This window comes from Stenotrophomonas sp. YJH_SMC_133, assembly GCF_059370655.1.
In genome coordinates, this window is sequence record NZ_JCAFTW010000004.1 from 36,263 (window position 1) to 58,325 (window position 22,063).

20 protein-coding genes are annotated in these 22,063 nt (G+C 67.3%); 15 read left to right on the forward strand and 5 right to left on the reverse strand.

Features of this window, described 5'->3' with window-relative positions; all coding sequences use genetic code 11:
- Positions 1–11 precede the first annotated feature (11 nt).
- Positions 12–920, reverse strand: coding sequence for a histone (locus AC5P78_RS06715; RefSeq protein ID WP_109337734.1), 909 nt, complete (start codon positions 918–920; stop codon positions 12–14).
- A gap of 491 nt (positions 921–1,411) precedes the next feature.
- Between AC5P78_RS06715 and AC5P78_RS06720 the strand changes: the two genes are divergently transcribed.
- From AC5P78_RS06720 to AC5P78_RS06765, 10 genes are all read left to right on the forward strand, one after another.
- Entirely contained in the window at positions 1,412–2,845 is a 1,434-nt protein-coding gene (locus tag AC5P78_RS06720) for a Do family serine endopeptidase (protein WP_012478904.1), read from the forward strand.
- 101 nt (positions 2,846–2,946) lie between these two features.
- Positions 2,947–3,312, forward strand: coding sequence for a hypothetical protein (locus AC5P78_RS06725; RefSeq protein WP_004153835.1), 366 nt, complete (start codon positions 2,947–2,949; stop codon positions 3,310–3,312).
- A gap of 8 nt (positions 3,313–3,320) precedes the next feature.
- Complete coding sequence (locus AC5P78_RS06730; RefSeq protein ID WP_005407741.1) at positions 3,321–3,791, forward strand: phage holin family protein; 471 nt, start codon at positions 3,321–3,323, stop codon at positions 3,789–3,791.
- Positions 3,788–4,249, forward strand: coding sequence for a hypothetical protein (locus AC5P78_RS06735; protein WP_005411983.1), 462 nt, complete (start codon positions 3,788–3,790; stop codon positions 4,247–4,249). The genes AC5P78_RS06730 and AC5P78_RS06735 overlap by 4 nt, the downstream gene beginning before the upstream one ends.
- 67 nt (positions 4,250–4,316) lie before the next feature.
- A complete protein-coding gene (locus tag AC5P78_RS06740) occupies positions 4,317–5,426 on the forward strand; it encodes an AI-2E family transporter (protein WP_005411982.1) in 1,110 nt (369 codons plus the stop codon).
- A 241-nt stretch (positions 5,427–5,667) separates the two neighbouring features.
- Positions 5,668–5,985: a hypothetical protein gene (locus AC5P78_RS06745; protein WP_223846454.1), complete on the forward strand. Its 318-nt coding sequence runs from the start codon at positions 5,668–5,670 to the stop codon at positions 5,983–5,985.
- Positions 5,986–6,059: 74 nt separating this feature from the next.
- Positions 6,060–6,779 (forward strand): HAD family hydrolase, encoded by a 720-nt coding sequence (locus AC5P78_RS06750; RefSeq protein WP_049441851.1) that lies wholly within the window; start codon positions 6,060–6,062, stop codon positions 6,777–6,779.
- Positions 6,780–6,782: 3 nt separating this feature from the next.
- Complete coding sequence (locus tag AC5P78_RS06755) at positions 6,783–8,150, forward strand: leucyl aminopeptidase family protein (protein ID WP_012478900.1); 1,368 nt, start codon at positions 6,783–6,785, stop codon at positions 8,148–8,150.
- Positions 8,151–8,286: 136 nt separating this feature from the next.
- Positions 8,287–9,390, forward strand: coding sequence for a catalase family peroxidase (locus AC5P78_RS06760; protein WP_060380191.1), 1,104 nt, complete (start codon positions 8,287–8,289; stop codon positions 9,388–9,390).
- Complete coding sequence (locus AC5P78_RS06765) at positions 9,387–9,920, forward strand: cytochrome b (protein ID WP_099497938.1); 534 nt, start codon at positions 9,387–9,389, stop codon at positions 9,918–9,920. Before AC5P78_RS06760 ends, AC5P78_RS06765 begins: the two co-directional genes overlap by 4 nt.
- Before the next feature lie 576 nt (positions 9,921–10,496).
- Here AC5P78_RS06765 and AC5P78_RS06770 read toward each other — a convergent pair.
- The 4 genes from AC5P78_RS06770 to AC5P78_RS06785 are packed head-to-tail and all read right to left on the reverse strand — an operon-like array spanning position 10,497 to position 13,992.
- The gene (locus AC5P78_RS06770; RefSeq protein ID WP_005407733.1) at positions 10,497–11,099 is read right to left on the reverse strand and encodes a response regulator transcription factor; all 603 of its coding nucleotides are present in this window, start codon (positions 11,097–11,099) and stop codon (positions 10,497–10,499) included.
- Positions 11,096–12,310 (reverse strand): sensor histidine kinase, encoded by a 1,215-nt coding sequence (locus tag AC5P78_RS06775; protein ID WP_134945478.1) that lies wholly within the window; start codon positions 12,308–12,310, stop codon positions 11,096–11,098. The genes AC5P78_RS06770 and AC5P78_RS06775 overlap by 4 nt, the downstream gene beginning before the upstream one ends.
- A gap of 6 nt (positions 12,311–12,316) precedes the next feature.
- On the reverse strand, positions 12,317–13,099 hold the full coding sequence (locus AC5P78_RS06780; protein ID WP_060380313.1) for an ABC transporter permease: 783 nt from the start codon (positions 13,097–13,099) through the stop codon (positions 12,317–12,319).
- Positions 13,096–13,992 (reverse strand): ABC transporter ATP-binding protein, encoded by an 897-nt coding sequence (locus tag AC5P78_RS06785; RefSeq protein WP_060380312.1) that lies wholly within the window; start codon positions 13,990–13,992, stop codon positions 13,096–13,098. The genes AC5P78_RS06780 and AC5P78_RS06785 overlap by 4 nt, the downstream gene beginning before the upstream one ends.
- 202 nt (positions 13,993–14,194) lie before the next feature.
- Between AC5P78_RS06785 and AC5P78_RS06790 the strand changes: the two genes are divergently transcribed.
- From AC5P78_RS06790 to AC5P78_RS06810, 5 genes are all read left to right on the forward strand, one after another.
- A complete protein-coding gene (locus AC5P78_RS06790) occupies positions 14,195–15,448 on the forward strand; it encodes an efflux RND transporter periplasmic adaptor subunit (protein ID WP_164173016.1) in 1,254 nt (417 codons plus the stop codon).
- Between the two features lie 102 nt (positions 15,449–15,550).
- Positions 15,551–16,240, forward strand: a complete 690-nt coding sequence (locus tag AC5P78_RS06795) for an ABC transporter ATP-binding protein (protein ID WP_004137569.1) — start codon at positions 15,551–15,553, stop codon at positions 16,238–16,240.
- A 14-nt stretch (positions 16,241–16,254) separates the two neighbouring features.
- Entirely contained in the window at positions 16,255–17,412 is a 1,158-nt protein-coding gene (locus tag AC5P78_RS06800) for an ABC transporter permease (RefSeq protein WP_005407727.1), read from the forward strand.
- A 13-nt stretch (positions 17,413–17,425) separates the two neighbouring features.
- Positions 17,426–18,748 (forward strand): ABC transporter permease, encoded by a 1,323-nt coding sequence (locus AC5P78_RS06805; protein WP_005407726.1) that lies wholly within the window; start codon positions 17,426–17,428, stop codon positions 18,746–18,748.
- Positions 18,749–19,140: 392 nt separating this feature from the next.
- A complete protein-coding gene (locus tag AC5P78_RS06810; RefSeq protein WP_005407725.1) occupies positions 19,141–21,999 on the forward strand; it encodes a TonB-dependent receptor plug domain-containing protein in 2,859 nt (952 codons plus the stop codon).
- The last annotated feature ends 64 nt before the right edge of the window (positions 22,000–22,063 follow it).

The window sequence follows — 22,063 nt, forward strand, 5'->3', positions numbered from 1 at the left end:
TCACGGCGCGATTACTTGCGCTTGGCGGCCTTGCGCACGGCCTTCTTGGCCGGAGCCTTCTTGGCGGCGACCTTCTTCAGCGGGGCAGCCTTCTTGGCAACCGTCTTGCGGGTGGCGGCAACCTTCTTGCCAGCTGCCTTCTTGGCAACGGCGGTCTTCTTGCCGACAACCTTCCTGGCAGCAGCGGTCTTCTTGCCGACGGCCTTCTTGGCGACGGCAGCCTTCTTGCCGACAACCTTCTTGGCGGCGGCGGTCTTCTTGGCAACGGTCTTCTTGGCGACGGCGGCCTTCTTGCCGACAACCTTCTTCGCAGCCACGGCCTTCTTGCCAGCGACCTTCTTGGCGGCGACGGTCTTCTTGGCCACAGCCTTCTTGGCGGTGGCGACCTTCTTGCCGACCACCTTCTTGCCGACCACCTTCTTGGCGGCCGCGGTCTTCTTGGCAACGGTCTTCTTGGCGACGGCGGCCTTCTTGGTGGCAGCCTTCTTCACGGTGGCGACCTTCTTGCCGGCAGCCTTGGTGGCGGCCTTGGTGATCTTCTTGGCAGCGGCGGCCTTCTTGGTCACAGCCTTGCCTGCAGCGGCCTTCTTCTTGGCCACTTCCTTCTTCAGGGCAGCGGCTTCGGCCTTGGCGTTCTTCTTGGCCGCTTCCAGCTTCTTCTTGGCGTTGGCAACAGTCTTGCCGACCGACTTGGCAGCCTTTTCGGCCTTCTTGGCAACGGTCTTCTCGACCTTGGCCACGGCCTTCTTGGCCTTGGCAACGCGGGTACCGGCAGCCTTGGTGGCGCGCTTGACGGTCTTCTTGACCGACTTCACTGCGTCTTCGGCAGCGTGGGCGATGGTCTCGCCAACGTTGGTGGCGGTTTCTTTGACGTTCTCGACAGCGTCGGTCACGACCGACACACCATTACCGTTGCTCATGTTGCCCTCCTGGGGGCCTTAAGTATCAAAACGGGGCGATGCTATACCGACATTGACGATCGTGGAACGGGGCATGCGCCACCAATCGCATCTGCTGCGACGGCGATGGTGTAGTCGACCATCCCTGCAGGCACACCGTGTTTACAGGAAACCCCTTTTTTTCAGTGCTGCGCCGCATGATCCGCGTCGTGACAGGCATTGGTTGTGTGCACCCGCCCGGATGCCGCGGAAGGCATGCAATATGGCGCGTCGCGGCACCGGGATGCGCAGAACTGCGCAAGTATCGTCCTGTATCCGCGCGACCTGCGGCTGACGTCCGCACACTGCCGGGCGCCGCCTCCGCTGTCGTCGCCGGCCCAGCGCCGGTCGTCGCGATCCGCGTTCCCGGCGCGCGGTTTTCATGGCGCATTTATCCAGATCGCGACACACTCATTCAGCTTGTTTTACCGTAGAGCCGAACCGCCCCCATTCCCGCCAGCGAACCGACTCCCATGCGACCGCTACCTACCCTGCTCACGCTCGCAATCGCCGCCGCCTTCGGTGGCTTCGTTGCCACCGGCATCAATGCCCACCTGGACAACCGTGCCGATGCCGCTCCGCTTCCAGCGGTGGTGCCGACCATGGCGGCACTGCCAGCCGCAGTGGCCGGGCAGCAGGTTCCGTCACTGGCACCGATGCTGGAGAAGGCGATGCCGGCCGTGGTCAGCGTCAACACCAAGCAGGTGGTGCGCGTACGCAATCCCTTCTTCAACGACCCGTTCTTCCGCCGCCTGTTCCCGGACATCCCGCAGGAACGCATCAACGAATCGCTGGGCTCGGGCGTGATCATCGACGCCAGGGAGGGCCTGGTGCTGACCAACCACCATGTCATCGACAACGCCGATGATGTACAGGTGACACTGGCCGACGGGCGCACGGTCAAGGCCGAATTCCTCGGCTCGGACCGCGATACCGATATCGCGCTGATCCGCATTCCGGCGCAGAACCTGACCGACATCAAGCTCGGCAACAGCGACCAGTTGCGGGTGGGCGACTTCGTGGTGGCCATCGGCAATCCGTTCGGCTTCAGCCAGACGGTCACTTCGGGCATCGTCTCGGCGGTGGGCCGCAGCGGCATCCGCGGGCTGGGCTACCAGAACTTCATCCAGACCGACGCGTCGATCAACCCGGGCAACTCGGGTGGCGCGCTGGTCGACCTGCAGGGCCAGCTGGTCGGCATCAACACTGCCAGCTTCAACCCGCAGGGCAGCATGGCCGGCAACATCGGCCTGGGCCTGGCGATTCCCTCGAACCTGGCGCGCAGCGTGGTCGACCAGCTGGTCAAGCACGGCGTGGTGGTGCGCGGCACGCTGGGCGTGGAAAGCCAGAACCTGACCGCGCAGATCGCGCAGGGCCTGGGCCTGGGCGAAACCCGCGGTGCGCTGATCACCCGCGTGCTGGCCGGTTCGGCGGCCGCCGCCGCCGGCCTGAAGCCGGGCGACGTGGTGGTGTCGGCCAATGGCCAGCGCGTGGACAGCGCCGAAGCCCTGCACAACGTGGAAGGCCTGGCGGCGGTCGGCAGCCCGATGACGCTGGACGTACGCCGCGAAGGCAAGCCGCTGCAGATCAAGGCGACGCTGAAGGAACAGGCACGCGCGGTCACCGGCGACAGCCTGGACCCGCGCCTGGGCGGGGCCACCTTCGTCGACCTGCCCGAGTCGCTGCGCCAGTCAGGCGCCAGCGGCGTGCTGGTCAGCGAGGTCAAGCGCGGCAGCCGCGCCGCCAGCAACGGCCTGCAGCAGGGCGACATCATCACCGATGCCACCGTCGGTGAATTCGCCGACCTGGCCAGCTGGCGCGCCAACTTCCAGCAGCGCCCGCCGACGCTGGTGCTGCGTGTGCTGCGCAACAATGGCCAGCAGCAGGGCCAGCTCGTGATGCGCTGATCGCCCTGCCGTAACACCCCCTATACCCCGGCAATGCTATTGCTGTCAGTCCAGGTCGGCACCGCCGACTTCCGTTCCCCCATCGCAACAGGAGTGATTCGATGAGCCCCACCAATACCGAGAACCTGAAGGAACACCTGGGTGAAGCCGGTTCCCACCTGAAGCAGGCCGCTACGGCCGCCGGCGGTGCGATCAAGGGTGCAACCGGTGCAGCGACCGACGAGCTTCGCATCGGCAAGGCCAACGTCAAGGCTGAATTGTCCGACAGTGCACTGTCCGGCCTGGCCGCCGCCGAGTTCGGCGGTGCCGCCGCCAAGGAACAGGTCGATGCGCTGATGGACAAGGGCAAGGACCTGATCGACAGCGCCGCCGAACTGATCCGCGAACGTCCGCTGGCCTCGTTCGGCGTCGCCTTCGCAGCCGGCTGGATCATCGCCAAGCTGGCCCGCGGCAGCAGCGACAAGTAAGCCGCAGCGTGAGCGAAGACAACACGCAAGCGCCTGATCCGGCGGCCACCCCGCCGCTGGATGAGAGCATCCGCCAGGTCGGCGCGGCCGGTCGTGCCGCTGCCGATTCGGCCAAGCACACGCTGCGTTCACTGCGCCGGCTGGCCTCGGCCGACTTCGCGCTGGCGCGCAGCGCATTCGGTCGTGCGCTGGCCTGGGCCGGCGTGGCGATCGTGTTTGGTGCCTCGGCGTGGCTGCTGATGGCCGCCACCCTCATCGCGCTGCTGCAGAGCTGGGGCCTGAGTTGGCTGCAGGCCCTGCTGATCACGTCGCTGCTGAGCCTGGCCGTCACCGGCTATGCGATCTGGCGGGTGTCCTACTTCTTCCACCACACCGGCATGCACGCCACCCGGCGTCAGCTGTCACGCCTGGGCCTGTTTGACGAACCCAGCGAAGACGACCCTGATGCCGGCGTGCAGCTGCCCGAGGGCAAGCCATGAAGTTCGGCGCGCTGCAGCGGCGGGTAAAGCGCTGCGAACAGGTGGTGACGGTGCGCCTGGGCGAGACCCAGGACCACTGGTCCACCCTCGGCCAGGTGTGGCGACAGGGCTGGTCGCCGTTGCGCATCGTGGTGGTCGGCCTTGCCGGTGGCTTCATCGCCGGCAAGCTGGAGGTACCGGGCAAGGTCAACGGTGCCCGCTGGCTGCAGATGGTCGGTTCGGTCTCGAACCTGTTCGCCAGTGCGCAGGCGGCGTTCGCCACGGCGATGGCGGCGCAGGCCGCGGCCACCGCCGACGATGCGGCCGAAGAAGCCGACGATGCCAGCGAGCAGGCACAGGCAGCGGCCTCCGCTGCCGGAGCACGGCCGGCACCGGCACCACGCTCCGTGCCGGAGCCAGAACCGGACCTGCGCGGACCGCGTCCGGCCGAAGCGGCCACCGAGCTGTCCGAACGTTGATCCATGGAATCCGCCGCGCCGATCGCGGCCAGCGGATAATGCGCTCCCCTTTCCGGTTGATGCGTCGATGAGCGAGTCCCTCCTGTCCCCGCCACCGGCCGGCCCCGACGAGCCGGAGGCAGCGCTGCCACCACCGTCGCGCCCGCGCGGGCCGATGTCGCTGGTGGTGCTGGCGACCCTGGCGGTGGGCTACACGCTGTGGGCCGCGCAGGACATCATCCTGCCGGTGCTGCTGGCGATGTTCTTCGCCCTGGTCGGCAACCCGATCCTGCGCCTGCTGCAGAAGCTGTGGATTCCGCGCGCGCTGGGCGCACTGTTGATCCTCGGCGCCGGCCTGGGCGTGACCGGTTCGCTCGCCGTGCAGCTGATCGGCCCGGCGATGGAATGGGCGCAGGAAGCCCCACAGCAGCTGCGCAAGGTCGCCCGCCAGGTGCAGGACCTGACCAAGCCGGTGCAGCAGGCCAACCAGGCGGCGGAAAACTTCGCCCGTGTGGCCGGTGGTGACAGCAACCACAAGGTGCAGGTGATCCGTACCCAGCTGGACGACCCGTACCGCATGCTGACCCGTGCACCGCGGCTGGCTGCCTCGGTGTTGGCCGTGGTGCTGCTGACGCTGTTCTTCATGATCTACGGGCAGAGCCTGCAGCGCGCGGCGATCGCCCTGTTCCCCAACCGCCAGCAGCAGCGCTTCACTACGGACATCCTGCGTTCGATCGAACGCGAGGTCTCGCGTTACGTGCTGACCATCAGCGTGATCAACACTCTGGTCGGGCTGGTGTTCGCCGGCGTGCTGATGCTGCTCGGTATCGGCCTGCAGGAAGCGCTGCTGTGGGGCACGGTGGCCGCGCTGCTGAATTTTGCGCCGTATGTGGGTCCGTTGATCGGCGTGGCGCTGATGCTGTTGATGGGCTTCGTCGAGTTCCGCGACCCGCTGCAGGCCCTGCTGCCAGCGGCCGCCTACCTGGGCCTGCACACACTGGAAGGGCAGATGGTGACCCCGATCGTGCTGGGCCGTCGGATGAAGCTGTCGCCGCTGGTGCTGATCCTGGCGCTGATGGTGTTCGGCTGGGCCTGGGGCATGATCGGGCTGCTGCTGGCGGTGCCGCTGCTGGTGTGCATCAAGCTGGTGCTGGCACGCCTGGACGGCATGCAGGGCTGGGCACGCCTGCTGGAGTGACGGCATCAACAACGGATGGACGCAGGTGGCGGAACCAGAAACAGGGACGAAGTGGCAGACTATGGCGCCCTACCCGGATGGATCCGCTCGGATGAACTCTCTCGCCACGCGTTGCCTTGCCTTGGCCTGCATTGCCGCTCCCGCGTTCGCCGCGACACCGCCGACTGCCGATCAGGCGCGCACCCAGCTTACTGAGGCGGTTACCTGCAAGCGGCACCTCACGCCCATACAGTTCGACGCCATGGCCCGGATGCTGACACCGGCCCCGGCAAGGGTGCAGGACGGCGAATCCAGCGGCGAGTTCCGGCTGACCACGCCCTTGATGGTGCTGGGCCAGCCCGTGAACCGGCTGCAGTCCTATGACGGCGACAGCGGCGAGGATGGCATCGACAGTTTCACCGCGTACTTCAGCTCGGCCAGTGTGGAACAGGTCGCGGCACTGGCGAAGATGTCCGACCCGGTAGCAGGCACCTACACGAAGGAAGTTGGGCGGCACAACCTGGACGTGCAGCAGTTCGACGGCCAGACCACCATCGCCTGCTCGTACAACCTGCGCTGACCCGGCCCAGCCACAGTGCCCACCCGCCCGCCGCGTCGCATGAAAGCCCGTGCTGGCAGGGGTAGAATGGCGGGGTGAATTTCCCCGTCCAAGCCATCACCCTCGACCTTGACGACACGCTGTGGCCGTTCGCTCCGATCGGCGCCCGCATCGAACAGGTCCTGCACGCCTGGATGTGCGAACACAGCCCCGCTACCGCCGCGATGTATCCGGTGGAGGCGATGCGCGAACTGCGCGAGCGGCTGTACCACGCCCATCCGCACCTCCACCACGACCTGAGTGCGCTGCGCCGGCTGACCCTGCACGAAGCACTGCACACCAGCGGTGCCAGCCTCGATCTGCTGGAGCCAGCGTATGAAGTGTTCTACGCCGCGCGCAACCAGGTGGAGTGCTATCCCGATGCGATCGACGCGCTGGCGCGCATTGCCGCACGGGTACCGGTGGCGGCGCTGAGCAACGGCAACGCCGACCTGGAGCGGATCGGCCTGGCCCATCATTTCGCCTTCCAGCTGGGTTCGCGCGAACACGGCGCGGCCAAGCCCGAAGCCAGCATCTTCCATGCCGCGTGCACCCGCCTGGGTGTGGCACCGGCACAGGTGCTGCACGTCGGCGACCATGCCGACATGGACGTGGCCGGGGCGATTGCCGCCGGCCTGCGCGGCTGCTGGATCAACCGCGACGCAGCCACCTGGACCCATCCGCAGCTGCAGCCGGACCTGCAGTTCGACACCCTTACCGGCCTGGCCGACTGGTTGGATGCCAACCTCGACGCCGCCGCACCCCGGAGTACCTGACGCATGAGCGAGATCACTGGTTTCACCGCCGACACCGCTGCGGCGCTGCCGTTGTACGTGCTGGACCGCGAGCAGTTCGCCGCCTGGAAGGACAGCCAGCCGGCTGCCACGCAGGCGTGGCTGGCATCGCAGGGCTTCAACGCCGGCGCCCACAGCGTGGCACTGCTGCCGGGCGCCGATGGCCTGGCCGGTGCCGTGATGGGCGTGGGTGATCGTGCCGATGCCTACAGCTATGCGCATGCGCCGCACGCGCTGCCGGAAGGCAGCGTCTGGCAGCTGGCCAATGAACTGCCGGCCGCCGAACTGGCGCTGCTGCAGCTGGGCTGGGGCCTGGGCAGCTACCGCTTTGACCGCTATCGCAAGCGCAACCGCGCACCGGCGCAGCTGGTGGCCTCGCCGACCGGCGAAGTGGCCGACCTGATCGCCGCCAGCCTGCGCGTGCGCGACTGGGTCAACACCCCGACCGAAGACATGGGCCCGCAGCAGCTGGAAGACGCCGCGCGCGCGCTGGCCCATGCACATGGTGCGCAGGTCGAGGCGATTACCGGCGACGAACTGCTGAAGCAGAATTTCCCGGCCATCCACGCCGTGGGCCGCGCTTCGCATCGTGCGCCGCGCCTGGTAGTGCTGCGCTGGGGCAGGGAAACCGACCCGGCACTGGTGCTGGTCGGCAAGGGCGTGTGCTTCGATACCGGCGGGCTGGACATCAAGCCGGCCGACGGCATGCGCAACATGAAGAAGGACATGGGCGGCGCCGCGCACGCACTGGCCCTGGCCGGCCTGGTGATGGCGCGCGGGCTGCCGGTGCGCCTGACCCTGCTGGTGCCGGCAGTGGAAAACGCGATCGGCCCCGATGCGTTCCGTCCGGGCGAGGTCATCGCCACCCGCAAGGGCCTGAGCGTGGAGATCGACAACACCGACGCCGAGGGCCGCGTGATCCTGTGCGACGCATTGACCTTCGCCGGTGAGCAGAAACCGGACCTGGTGCTGGACTTCGCCACCCTCACCGGTGCCGCGCGCATCGCCCTGGGCCCGGACCTGCCGGCGCTGTTCAGCAACGACGACACGGTGGCCCAGCAGTGGCTGCAGGCCGGTGACGCGACCCGCGACCCGGTCTGGCGCATGCCGCTGTGGCGCCCCTACCTGCGCTACCTGAGCAGCGGCATCGCCGACCTGGCCAACGCCGGTTCGCGCATGGCCGGCTCGGTTACCGCCGCGCTGTACCTGGAACGCTTCCTGGAAGACGGCCAGCGCTGGGCGCATCTGGACGTGTATGCCTGGAACGACGGCGAGCGCCCGGGCCGTCCGGCCGGTGGCGAAGCGCTGGCGCTGCGCTCGGCGTGGGCGATGCTGAAGCAGCGCTACAGCTGATCGGGTGGGTGCCGACCGTTGGTCGGCACGCCGTCCCCGGAAAATCTGACGAAAAATTGAATTTCGGCCCCGGCCGGGTTCTGCGAGGATGTGTGGGTCGACCACCCACACGCTCCGTGAAGGCAGGACTCCGACCATGTCGCTCTTCCGCTACACCCGCGCTGGCAAGACGCCGGGCGCGCCACGCAAGCATTCACCCCTGCTCTGGATCGCACTGATCGCACTCATCCTGGGTGCGGTCGCGCTGGCCTTCGCCTGGCTGGCCGGCTGGATTGGCGGCCGCCTGACCGCGCAGCGCTTCACCGACACCATCGAAGCCACCGGCCCGGCACATCCCGGGTTCCGCCGGGCGCACAGCAAGGGCATCTGCGTGAGCGGTTGGTTCGAACCCAGTGCACAGGCCCCTACCCTGTCCAGTGCACGGGTTTTCTCGCAGCGCCGCGTGCCGGTGATGGGCCGCCTGTCGATCGGCGGCGGTGATCCCTACGGCGCCGACAACACCGCGCGCGTACGCAGCCTGGCGGTGCAGCTGGTCAGCGATGACGGCCAGGAATGGCGGATGGCAATGAACAGCTTCCCGTTCTTCGCGGTGCCCGATGCCGAGGCGTTCTACGAGCAGACGCGCGCCTCCATTCCCGACCCGACCACCGGCAAGCCCGACCCGCAGAAGATGGCCGCGGTGCTGGCGAAATACCCCAGCGCACAGGCGTTCCAGCAGTGGGCCAAGACCGCGCCGTGGACCAGCAGCTGGGCTGACACCACCTTCAACAGCGTCAACAGCTTCTGGTTCACCAACGCGCAGGGCCAGAAGCGCGCGGTGCGCTGGCGCTGGCAGCCGCAGGCGCCGGTGGTGGAGATGGATGCGGAAACGCGGAAGCAGGCCAGCGTCGATTTCCTCAGCCAGGAACTGCAACAGCGCATGGCCAGCGGCCCGGTGCGCTGGAACCTGGTCGTCACCACCGCCGAGCCCGGTGATGCCATTGATGATCCGTCGGTGCCGTGGCCCGAGTCGCGTGATCAGGTGGTGGCCGGCGTACTCAGCCTGGACCGCATGCAGTCGCAGGAAAAAGGCGCGTGCGGCCAGATCAACTTCGATCCGCTGATCCTGCCCAGTGGCGTGCGCGGCAGTGATGATCCGATCCTGGCCGCACGCTCTGCGGTGTACTCGCAGTCATTCAACCGCCGTGAGCGCGAGCGCGCCAGCGGCAACGTCGAGCAACCGAAGGAGGCCGCGCGATGAGCACCCATAACGGCCACTTCAACCTGCTGGCGCGGGTGCTGCACTGGACCATGGCGCTGATGATCATCGCCATGCTGTTCATCGGCGTGACCATGGTCGCCTCGCTGCACCTGCGGCCGATGCTGATCGACCTGCACCGACCACTGGGCATCGCGATCCTGCTGCTGGTGCTGCTGCGCCTGTACAACCGCCTGCGCCACCGCCCGCCGCCACTGCCGGCCGACCTGCCGGTGTGGCAGGTGATGGCGGCCAAGGCCTCGCACTGGATGCTGTATGCGCTGATGCTGGCGATGCCGTTGATCGGCTGGGCGATGCTGTCGGCCGGCGGTTACCCGATCGTGCTGTTGGGCCTGCACCTGCCGCCGATCGTGCCGCACACCCCGGCGTTGTATGCCGCGCTGCGCAATGCGCACAGCTTGTTGGCGTATGTGTTGTTCGCCACGGTGCTGATGCACGTGGGTGCGGCGTTGTTCCACCTGTGGGTGCGGCGCGATGGCGTGTTCCAGGCGATGGCGCGCGGGAAGGATTGAGCGGATTCGCCGGGTGTTCCCGGCGGATTGTTTCCGCGACTGCGGAGGGGTGTCACTTTCTTTGCGCGCAAAGAAAGTAACCAAAGAAACGCTCCGCCGGCCGCGAGCCGGCGTGCTTCGCACGCCGGTGCCCTGCGCTCCTCGGCCCGTCGAGGGACGGCGCGGGAACTCGCTGCGCTCAGACACCCGCACCTCTTCGCCCTCGCCGGACCTCCGGTGCTCGGCTCGCTTGAAGGCGGACTGGAAGGTCAAGATCAAGAGCAACAGCATCCACGCATGGCGTGGATCTACTGGGTGCAGCTGTGGCTTTTGACGTTGGGTCCGCCTTCTAGCGAGCCGAGCATCGCAGGGGAATCAGGGGCGTAGAGGCGCCGGTGTTTGAGCGAAGCGAGTTCGGCGCCGTCCCCTGATTCCCCGAGAAGCGCAGGGAACCGTCGCGTAGCGACGGCTCGCGCTCTGGCGGCGTGTTTCTTTGGTTACTTTCTTTGCACGAGCAAAGAAAGTGACACCTCTCCGCAGGCGCGGTAACAATCCGCCGGGCAGCGCCCGGCGCTACCAGTGCGTCGGCGCACGCCCCTACAACCATCCCTTCTGCCGCGCCAGCCGGTACGCCTCGATCCGGTTGGCCACGCCCAGCTTGCCGATGCACTCGGACAGGTAATTGCGCACCGTGCCATGCGACAACCCCAGCTGCTCGGCAATCTCGCTGGCGGTACGGCCCTCGCCCGCCAGCCGCAGCACGCGGCGTTCGCGGTCGGTCAGCGGGTCGGCCTGCGACCACGCATCCAGTGCCAGCTGTGGGTCGATCGCGCGGATGCCCTGTTTCACCTTGCGCAGGGCATCGGCCAGGTTCTCGGCCGGTGCGTCCTTCAGCAGGTAGCCCAGCACGCCCGCTTCCAGCGCGCGGCGCAGGAAGCCGGCACGGGCGAAGGTGGTCACGATCACGACCTTGATCGGCAACTCGTGGCGGGCGATGCGCTGGGCCAGTTCCAGCCCGGACAGGCCGGGCATTTCGATGTCAGTGACCAGGATGTCCGGCTGCAGCTGCTGCAGCATGCGCCACGCCGCCTCGCCGTCAGCAGCGCTGCCCAGCACCTCGATGTCCGGCTCCAGGCCCAGCAGCGCCGACAATGCACCGCGCACCATCGCCTGGTCTTCGGCCAGCAGGATGCGGATCATGCGGCACCATCCTGCGCCAATGACGCTGGCGACAGCGGCGTGGTCGCGGCCACCAGTGGCACGCGCACGGTCACTACCGTGCCTTCTCCGCGCGGCGACTGCAGTGACAACTGGCCGCCCAGCGCCATCGCCCGTTCGCGCATGCCACACAATCCGTTGCCCTCGGCCTGTACGCCACCGCGGCCGTCATCGCGTATCTGCATCACCAACTGTCGTTCCTCAAGCATGAAATCCACCTGCACCCGGGTCGCCTGCGCGTGGCGCACGATGTTGGTCGCAGCCTCGCGCAGCACCAGCGCCAGCCCACGTTCCACGTCGACCGGCATCGGCGGCGGCGGTGTGTACTGCAGGTGTACCTGCTGGCATTCCAGCAGCAGGCGCGCCGAGGCCAGCTCGCCAGCCAGGTCGCTGGCGCGGATGCCGGTCACCGCACTGCGCACCTGGGCCAGCGCCTCGCGGGCGATCGCCTCGGCTTCGCCGATCTCCTGCCGCGCGCGCGCGCCATCACGGTCGTACAGCTTGCGCGCCAGCTCCAGCTTCAGCGTGATCAGAGACAGCGTGTGGCCCAGCAGGTCATGCAGATCGCGGCCGATACGCTCGCGCTCGGCGGTGGTGGCCAGCCGCCGCACCTCGTCCTGGGACAGTTGCAGGGCAACGTCCCGTTGATGGCTCAAGGCCTCCACGTTCACCACCAGGCCGACGATGAACGACACGGCCGGCATCCACACCATGGCTTGCCACGGATAACCGACGTAGAGCGCAGCGCCGCAGAACAACAGGTTCAGGCCGGTGAGCTGCAACAGGTACACCCACCAGCCGCCACGGCTGCTCATGCGGATCATCACGCAACCGAACACGAAGTAGCTCAGTCCCGACGGATACCACGGCAGCAGCACCAGGGCCATCAGGATCATGCCCAGCGCATAGCGCCATGCGTGATGCCGTGGCGCCAGCATCACCTTCGCATAGAGCAGCAGGAACAGCGGATAGCTGGCCACGGTCAGCAGCAGCCAGCGCACCGTGAAGCCATTGCTGAGCACCGGGGTGAGGAAGATCCAGACCGACCACAGCAGGTGGATCGCACCGCTCCAGGGCGACTTGCCACGCCGCAGCAGGTCGGCCACCGCCGAGTCCGGCGCGGGGCGCAGCAGGGACGCAAGCCAGCTCGACGACACGGAAGAATCCAGGCGGGAATGATCGCTGCCGATCATGCCAGTTCAGCCGATCCGGCGCAGGCGGCGGCGCGCCAGCAGCAGCGCCACCACCGTGACCGCCAGCAGCACCAGCAGGTGGCCAGCCATGCTGCCCACCGACGGCAGCCCGACCACCGGCAGCGCCAGCTGCGCCAGATGCCAGGTCGGCCACAGTGGGGCCATCGTCGAGAAAAGCTTCGGCAGCGCCGACAGCGGCAGCCACAGGCCCGACAGCAGGGCCAGCGGCAGGTAGACCAGGTTGACCATCGCCGGTGCCGCGCTGGCACTGACATGACTGCCGATCAGCAGGCCGATCGCGCCCAGCGGCAGCGCTGCCAGGCCCGCCACCGCCAGCAGCTGCAGCACCTGCAGGGCGTGCAGCTGCACACCACCCAGCACAGATGCCACGCCGATCAACAACGAGGCCACCAGCAGCGCGAACATCACCGCCATCGCCAGCCGTGCCAGCAACGGTGCCGCCGGCGGCATCGGCAGCGCGCGCTTGAGGGTCAGCAGGCCGCCTTCGCGGTCCAGCGCCAGCTGCACGCCGAAGCCGAACAGCGCCGGGGCCATCGCGCCGAACACGCAGTAGGTGGCCAGCAGGTACAGCGGCGCGTGACCGCGCCCGAGCAGCACGCCGAACAACAGATAGAACAACACCGGGAACAGCAGCGAGGGCACCGCGAAGGCCGGCGTGCGCCAGGCGCGGCGCAGTTCGGCCACCAGTTCAGCGCGGTACGGACGCAGGGCCTGGCGCCAGGCAGATGGCGGCGCGGGTGTGATGCCGGTACGGGTCATCGTGTTCATGCGGCCTCCCGGGTCATGTCGAGGAAGGCGTCAGCCAGCGCTGCGCCCTGTACTTCCAGCTCACGCAGCTGCGCATCGGCGGCCAGCAGGCGCGCCACCACCGGCTCGGCCGGGCTCGCCAGCAGCTGCAGATGCTCGCCGTCACGCTGCACGTGCTGCACGCCCGGCCATTGCTGTACATCTTCAACAGTCAGCACGCTGCGGCAACGGATGCGGCGCGGCCGGTCGGCCAGGCGCAGCTCGATCAACGGTGCATCGGCCAGCACCCGGCCCTGCTCCAGCACCACCACCTGCTGCGCCAGCGCTTCGGCCTCCTCCAGATAGTGGGTGGTCAGCAGCACGCCGCAGCCTTCGGCCACCAGCTGCCGGATCGCCTGCCACATCGCCTGCCGCGCCTGGATGTCCAGGCCGGTGGTGGGCTCGTCCAGGAACAGCACGCGCGGGCGGCCACACAGTGCGATGGCGAACTGCACCGCGCGCTGCTGGCCACCGGACAGCTGACCGTAGCGGCGGCGTGCCAGCGCCTGCAGGCCTGCGCGCTGCAGCACCTCCTGCAACGGCATCGGGTCCGGATAGCAGGCGCTGGCCTGCGCCACCAGTTCGTCCACCTGCAGCATCGGTGGCAGGCTGGTGCTCTGCAGCATCACACCCAGGCCGAGGCGGCTGCTGAGCTGCTGCGGGTCACCGCCGAGCAGCTCGACCTGGCCGGCATCGGCGCGGCGCAGGCCCAACAGCACGCTGATCGCGGTACTCTTGCCGGCACCGTTGCGGCCCAGCAATGCCAGCACCTGGCCAGCGCGGACCTGCAGGTCGATGCCATGCAGGGCGGTATGGTCGCGGTAGCGCACCTGCACCTGCTGCAGGCGGGCCAGCGACGGGGCGATCGGATTCATGGGCGGTACCGGTAGCGGGGACGTTGCCATCCTGTGCCGCCGTGGTCACATTTCGCAGTTGCCGCCGTCAGTGTCATCGGATGACAGCTGTCACTGCCGTCATCGCTGTGCCTGCCTTCATGCTGTGCCGCACGCTCCACCGCCGGAACCGCCGCCGTCCGCTCTTCCGGCCACACCCGCCCGAACGCCTGTGATGGAACGAATGAACGCTTCTGCCGAGCTGTTGAAGGAACTCCGTATCGACCGCAAGTCGCCGCCGCCCGCCTCCGGTGGGGGCAGCAATGGCGGTGGCCGTCGTTGGCTGTGGATCGCGATCATCGTGGTCGTGCTGCTGATCGCCGCTGCCGTGGCCTTCCTGTTCGGCCGCGCGCCGGCTGTGGAAGTGGACACCGCGCCCGCGGTGGCCATCCAGCAGGGCAACGCCAGCAGTTCAGTGCTCGATGCCAGCGGGTATGTGGTGGCCCGGCGCATGGCCACGGTCTCGGCCAAGATCACCGGCAAGGTGCGCGAGGTGATGATCGAGGAGGGCATGCGCGTGGAGCAGGGCCAGATCATGGCCACGCTGGACCCGATCGATGCCGACGCCCAACGCAGCCTGTATGCCTCGCAGTTGCAGGCCGCGCGCAGCCAGGTGGCCGGGCTGGAGGCACAGCAGAAGCAGGCCGCCGCCGAAGCCAGCCGCCTGCAGGCGCTGGTCGGCCAGCAACTGGTGTCACGTTCGCAGTACGACCAGGCCGTGGCCCAGCGTGACAGCCTGCGTGCGCAGCTGGAAACGGCCCAGCGCAACGTCAAGGTCGCCAACGACCAGCTGGCCATTGCCGATCTGGGCGTGGACAACAACATCGTGCGCGCGCCGTTCTCCGGCGTGGTCACCGCCAAGGCCGCGCAGCCGGGCGAAATCGTTTCGCCGCTGTCGGCGGGCGGTGGTTTCACCCGTACCGGCATCGGCACCATCGTCGACATGGACTCGCTGGAGATCGAAGTCGAGGTCGGCGAGGCCTTCATCGGCCGCGTGCAACCGAAGATGCCGGTGGAAGCCACGCTCAATGCCTATCCGGAGTGGAAGATTCCGGGCGAGGTCATCGCCATCATCCCCACTGCCGACCGCGGCAAGGCCACGGTGAAGGTGCGCGTGGCGCTGAAGGTGAAGGACCCGCGCATCGTGCCGGAGATGGGCGTGCGGGTCAGCTTCCTGGAGCAGGCGCAGCCGCAGGCGGCCGCCAAACCGCAGGGCGTGCGCGTGCCGGCTGGCGCGGTGGTCCAGCGCGAGGGCGCCTCGGTGGCCTTCGTACTGGGCGACCAGAGCCGCGTGCAGCAGCGCACGGTCGAGGCCGGCCAGGCGATGGGCAAGGACCGCCAGATCCTCAAGGGCGTCAGCGCGGGTGAGTCGGTGGTGGTGAACCCGCCGGACACCCTGCGCGATGGCGCCAAGGTGCAACAGAAACAAGCGCAGTAACGGCCTGGCGCCCATGGGCGCCGCCGGCAACACCGCTCGACGCACGCCTGCGGCCACCGCAGGTGCGCTTCCCCGTTTCCCGCCTTCCGTGGAGAACCACCCATGTCGACCCTGGTTTCACTGCGCAACATCACCAAGACCTACCAGCGTGGCCCCGAGAAAGTGCAGGTGCTGCACGGCATCGACCTGGACATCGCCAGCGGCGACTTCGTCGCGCTGATGGGCCCGTCCGGCTCGGGCAAGACCACCCTGCTCAACCTGATCGGCGGCCTGGACAACCCCAGCGGCGGCGAGATCAGCATCGAAGGCGAGCGCATCGACCAGATGAGCGGCGGCCAGCTGTCGACCTGGCGCAGCCACCACGTCGGCTTCGTGTTCCAGTTCTACAACCTGATGCCGATGCTGACCGCGCAGAAGAACGTGGAGCTGCCGCTGCTGCTGACCCATCTCAATGCCGCGCAGCGCCGCCGCAATGCCGAGATCGCGCTGACCCTGGTCGGCCTGGCCGACCGCCGCAGCCATCGCCCCAATGAACTGTCCGGCGGCCAGCAGCAGCGCGTGGCGATCGCGCGGGCGATCGTCTCCGACCCGACCTTCCTGATCTGCGACGAACCCACCGGCGACCTCGACCGCCAGTCCGCCGAGGAGATCCTCGGCCTGCTGCAGCAGCTCAACCGCGAACACGGCAAGACCATCATCATGGTCACCCATGACCCGAAGGCCGCCGAGTACGCCACGCACACGGTGCACCTGGACAAGGGCGAGCTGGCCGACGCGCCGCTGGCCCACTGACGGAGGCCACGGCGATGAAATACTTCTCGTTGGTGTGGGCGCAGCTGTTCCGCAGCCGCACGCGCACCTTGTTGACCCTGCTGTCGGTGGTGGCCGCGTTCCTGCTGTTCGGCATGCTCGACTCGGTGCGCGTGGCGTTCTCGTCCGGCGGCAGCGTGGAAGGCGCCAACCGCCTGGTGGTGGCCTCGCGGCTGTCGATCACCCAGTCGCTGCCGATCCGCCTGGAAACCCAGATCCGCCAGGTGGCCGGCGTGCGCGACGTGGCCTACGGCATGTGGTTCGGCGGCATCTACCAGGATCCAAAGAACTTCTTCCCGAACTTCTCGGTGTCGCCCAACTACTTCGATGTCTACCGCGAGCTGCAGATCGATCCGGCACAGCTGGAGGACTGGAAGCAGACCCGCACCGGCGCCATCGTCGGCGAATCGCTGGCCAAGCAGTTCGGCTGGAAGATCGGCGACACCATCCCGTTGCAGGCCACGATCTTCCCGCGCGGCGGCAGCAACGACTGGCCGCTGGAACTGAAGGGCATCTACCGTTCCAAGGACCGAGCGCTGGCGGCCAACGAAGAACGCCAGTTGATGATGAACTGGAAGTACTTCGATGAATCCAACGACTACATCAAGAACCAGGTGAGCTGGTACACGGTGACGCTGGACAACCCGGATCATTCCTCGCGGGTAGCGCAGGCCATTGATGCAATCTCGGCCAACTCCGACCACGAGACCAAGACCCAGACCGAGTCGGCGTTCCAGCAGGCCTTCGTCAAGCAGTTCGCCGACATCGGCATGATCGTCACTTCAATCATGGGCGCGGTGTTCTTCACCCTGCTGCTGTTGACCGGCAACACCATGGCGCAGGCCGTGCGCGAGCGCGTGCCGGAGCTGGCCACGCTGAAGACGCTGGGCTTCAAGGACAGCACCGTGCTGACCCTGGTGATGGTGGAGTCGGTGCTGCTGATCGGCCTGGGCGGCCTGATCGGCATGGGCCTGGCCGCACTGATCCTGCCGGCGATCGGCCCGAAGAGCATGGGCATGCTGCCGCCACACGTACCGACGCCGACCTGGCTGATGGGGCTGGGCCTGATCGTGGTGATCGGCATCATCGTCGGGTTGTTGCCGGCGCTGCGTGCCAAGCGCCTGAAGATCGTCGACGCACTGGCCGGCCGCTGAGGAGGACACCGACATGTTCAAGAGCAAACTCAAGAAATGGCTGGGCAACGGCCTGACGGTGCTGCTGCTGGTGATCGGCCTGGTGCTGTGGATCAGCCTGCCGTGGTTTGGCGTGCTGGCCGTGGCCGTGCTGGTGGCACTTTGGCTGCTGCTGACCCGTGGCGGACGGTTGGCGCTGGCCGCCACCCGCATCGGCGTGGCCAGCCTGCCGCAGCGCTGGGGCGCGTCCTCGGTGATCGTGGTCGGCATCGCCGGCGTGGTCGGCGTGCTGGTGGCGATGCTGGCGATGGGCGAAGGCTTCCAGGCCACGCTCAACAACACCGGCGACGACACCACCGCCATCGTGCTGCGCGGCGGCTCGCAGGCCGAGACCAACTCGGTGATCACCCGCGAGCAGGTGCCGACGTTGTCCACCCTGCCCGGCATCAGCCGCGATGGCGAAGGCCGGCCGCTGCTGTCGCCGGAGCTGTCGCAGGTGGTCAACCTGGTGTCGAAGTCCGACGGCACCGACGTCAACGCGCAGTTCCGCGGCGTTGGTCCGCAGGCCTGGGCCGTGCATGACAAGGTCAAGATCATCGAAGGCCGCAAGTTCGCAGCCGGCCTGCGCGAGATCGTGGTCGGCCAGGGTGCCAAGGGCCAGTTCCGCGACATGGACGTGGGCAGGACGCTGACCCTGGGCAATCAGACCTGGACCGTGGTCGGCGTGTTCGCCACCGGCGATGCGCACGATTCGGAGCTGTGGACCGACGCCGATACGCTGGCCACCACCTACCAGCGCAGCGCCTGGCAGTCGATCAGCGTGCGTACCGATGGCAAGGCCGGCTTCGAGCAGTTCAAGGCAGCGGTCGCCGCCGACCCGCGCCTGAAACTGGACGTGGAAACCACCCGTGTCTACTACAGCAAGCAGGGCGGCGGGCTGACCAAGCTGATCGACATCCTCGGCAAGGTGATCGGCACGATCATGGCGGTGGGTGCAGTGTTCGGCGCACTCAACACCATGTATGCGGCCGTGGCCACCCGTGCGCGCGAGATCGCCACCATGCGCGCGATCGGCTTCCGCGGCCTGCCGGTGGTGACGGCGGTGATGCTGGAGACCATGCTGCTGGCGTTGCTGGGTGGCCTTCTGGGGTGTGCGGTGGCGTGGCTGCTGTTCAATGGCTACAGCGTGTCCACCATCGGCAGCAACTTCAGCGCGGTGGTGTTCAAGTTCCATGTGTCGCCGGAACTGCTGTGGACCGGACTGAAATGGGCGCTGGGCATCGGCCTGGTCGGCGGCCTGTTCCCGGCGCTGCGCGCGGCCCGTTTGCCGATCACCACGGCGTTGCGAGAAACCTGAGCATCACGCAGCGGTGGACTGCGCATCACGCAGGGGACGGAGCGAAGGCTCCGTCCCTTTTATTTTGCGCGTCGTCCACGCTTGGTGGTGAGCCAGGACGTCCAGTAGATCCACGCCATGCGTGGATGGATGCCGGCGCACGCGCACGCCTACAGATTGCGGGAAATACGCCGCTATCGATGCCTCTGCCCATCGAAAGCGCAACGCGCGTGACGTTGCGCACATCCCATCTGTGGATTGTTGGTTGCGATTCATTTTCGCGCACATCCGCGGCGCAGAGGCAAACAGTTACGAATGGAAACATTCTAGAATCGCCCCCCCACGTTGGTTTGCAGCACCCCACGCGTCCATAGAACGGGCGCTTGTTTTTCCTGAAACACGAGATTTCACGGATGTCCCTGAAAACCAATCCGCTGCGCAACGCGATCGTCATCGCGCTGGCCGCCAGCTGCACCACCCCCGCCTTCGCACAGAGCGCCGGCGATACCCCGACCAACCTCGATCGCATCGAAATCACCGGCTCGCGCATCCGCCAGGCCAGTGTCGAGACCGCACAGCCGGTCGTCGCGCTCAGCCGCGCCGAGATCGAGAAGAAGGGTTACATCAACGTCGCCGACATCCTGCAGGACGTCACCGCCGCCGGCGCACCGAGCCTGAGCCGCTCGTCGTCGCTGAGTTCTTCGCGCGACTTCGGCGGCACGTACGTCAGCCTGCGCAACCTCGGCCCGGAGCGCAGCCTGGTGCTGATCGACGGCCGCCGCATGGGCGTCAGCGCCGGTGGCTACTCCGACCTGGCTTCGATTCCCTCGGCGATTGTCGAGCGCGTGGAAGTGCTCACCGATGGCGCGTCCGCGCTGTACGGCTCGGACGCCATCGCCGGTGTGGTCAACATCATCACCCGCAAGAACTTCGACGGTGGCGAAGCCAGCGTCTACGTCGGCCAGTATGGTGAAGGTGACGGCCAGAAGCGCTCCTACAGCGCCACCTTCGGCAAGACCTTCGACCGCGGCTGGTTCAGCGTCGGCGCCGAGCGCACCAAGGAAGACGAGATTCTCGGCAGCGAGCGCGAGTTCAGCCGTTACCCGGGTGGCCCGCGCCATCCCGACGACGTCAAGGCACTGAACCAGACCACGCAGTGGGGCAGCGTCACCGTCGACGGCAAGTCGCTGACCGTGGGCCCGGGCGGCGACCCGAGCCAGAAGGGCAACTTCCACACGCCCAATCCGGCCGATGGTGCCAACACCAAGACCAACATGAGCCTGCTGAGCGGCCTGGAGCGCACTTCGGTGTTCGCCAACGGTGGCTTCTCGATCACCGATGACCTGCGCATCGTGGCCGACGCGCTGTACAGCAAGCGCGAGTCGACCAAGCACCTGGCCGGCTACCCCTACTCGGTGTCCACCGCACAGGCGCGCAACGGTTCCCGTGCTGCCCTGTCCAAGGACAGCGCGTTCAACCACTGGGGCCAGGACGTGCTGTTCTCGCACCGCACCGAAGAAATGCCGCGTGCGACCGAGAACAACCTGGACACCAAGCGCGCCAGCATCGGCCTGGAAGGCAGCTTCGAAACCGGTTCGCGTTACTGGGACTGGAACGTCAGCTACATGTACAACCGCAATGAAGGCGAGCGCATCGGTACCGGCAGCATGTACCAGCCGCACGTCGACCTGGCGGTCGGCCCATCCTTCATGGATGGCACCGTGGCACGCTGCGGCAGCCCGGGTGCAGTGATCGCCGGCTGCGTGCCGTGGAACCCGGCCGCGCCGATGGGCTATGCGGGCCCGGGCTCGCTGAGCAACCAGGACGTGCAGGACTACCTGTTCACCCGCTTCGTCGACAAGATGAAGAGCACCACCAAGGTCGCCAGCGCCAACATCTCCGGTTCGGTGTTCACCCTGCCGGCCGGCGACGTGATGGCCGCGATGGGCTTCGAGCACCGCAACGAAGAAGCCAGCTACACCCCGGACCTGATGGTGCAGAAGGGCCAGATTGCCGGCACCACCGGCCAGCCGACCCGTGGCGACTACTCGCTCAACGAGGTCTACCTGGAGCTGCAGGTACCGCTGCTGGCCGACATGCCGTTCGCGCGTGAACTGTCGCTGGACCTGGCCGGCCGCTACACCGACTACAACACCTTCGGTTCGACCACCAACAGCAAGTTCGGCCTGAAGTGGAAGCCGATCGACAGCCTGCTGGTACGCGCGACCTACGGCACCGGCTTCCGTGCGCCGACCGTGGACGACCTGTACGGCGGTGCGGTGAAGAGCCGTGATTCGTTCACCGATCCGTGCGATACCTCGTTTGGCATCGCTGCCAGCAGCGCGACCGTGGCCGCACGCTGCCAGGCGCTGAAGGTGCCGGCGGACTTCCGCCAGCAGACCGCGTCGGAAGGCAACGTCGCCAACCGTCCGGGCCAGCAGGGCATCGCCGATTTCGACTCCGGTTCCAATGCGAACCTGAAGCCGGAAACCGCCAAGACCTGGACCGTGGGCCTGGTGTACAGCCCCGAGTTCGTGCCGGGCCTGGACGTCAGCCTGGACTGGTGGAAGATCCGCATCGACAACGCGATCGTGGGTGAGTCGGCCACCGACATCCTCAACCAGTGCTACGTGCAGGGCGTGGATTCGGCGTGCGGCCGCTTCACCCGTTCCACCAGCGCCAAGACGCTGGGTCAGGTGACGTCGCTGGATCGCTCGCTGGTCAATGCGGGCTACCGCGAAACCGCCGGCTACGACTTCAGCCTGCGTTACCGCCTGCCGGAAACCGCGTTCGGCCGCTTTGCCGCCACCTGGAACACCACCTACACCGACTACCTGGAGCAGCGCAACGACAGCGCCGCCACCACGCCGGTGGAGCAGAAGACCGGCTGGCAGGGCAACTTCCGCGTGCGTTCGACCTTCAACCTGGATTGGCAGTACGGCGACCTGGGCATCGGCTGGACCGCCCGCTACTACTCGGGCATGAAGGAAGCCTGCTCGTATGACCTGGCCGGTGGCCCGGACTGCAACATGGCCGGCTTCGTCTCGCCGTACACCGATGCGCAGCCGAGCCGCAAGGTGGGCTCCAACACCTTCCACGACCTGCAGGTGCGTTACAGCCTGCCGTGGGACGGCACCGTGTCGCTGGGCGTGAACAACGTCTTCGACCACCAGGGTCCGATCATGTACAGCCAGCCGAACAGCAGCTTCACCTACTACGGTGGCTTCGACATCGGTCGTTTCATGTACATGAAGTACCAGCAGCGCTTCTAAGCCTGCAACCGCGTTCCCGCCACCGCCATCTCTCTCTCCTGGCGGTGGATGGAAGCAGAACGGC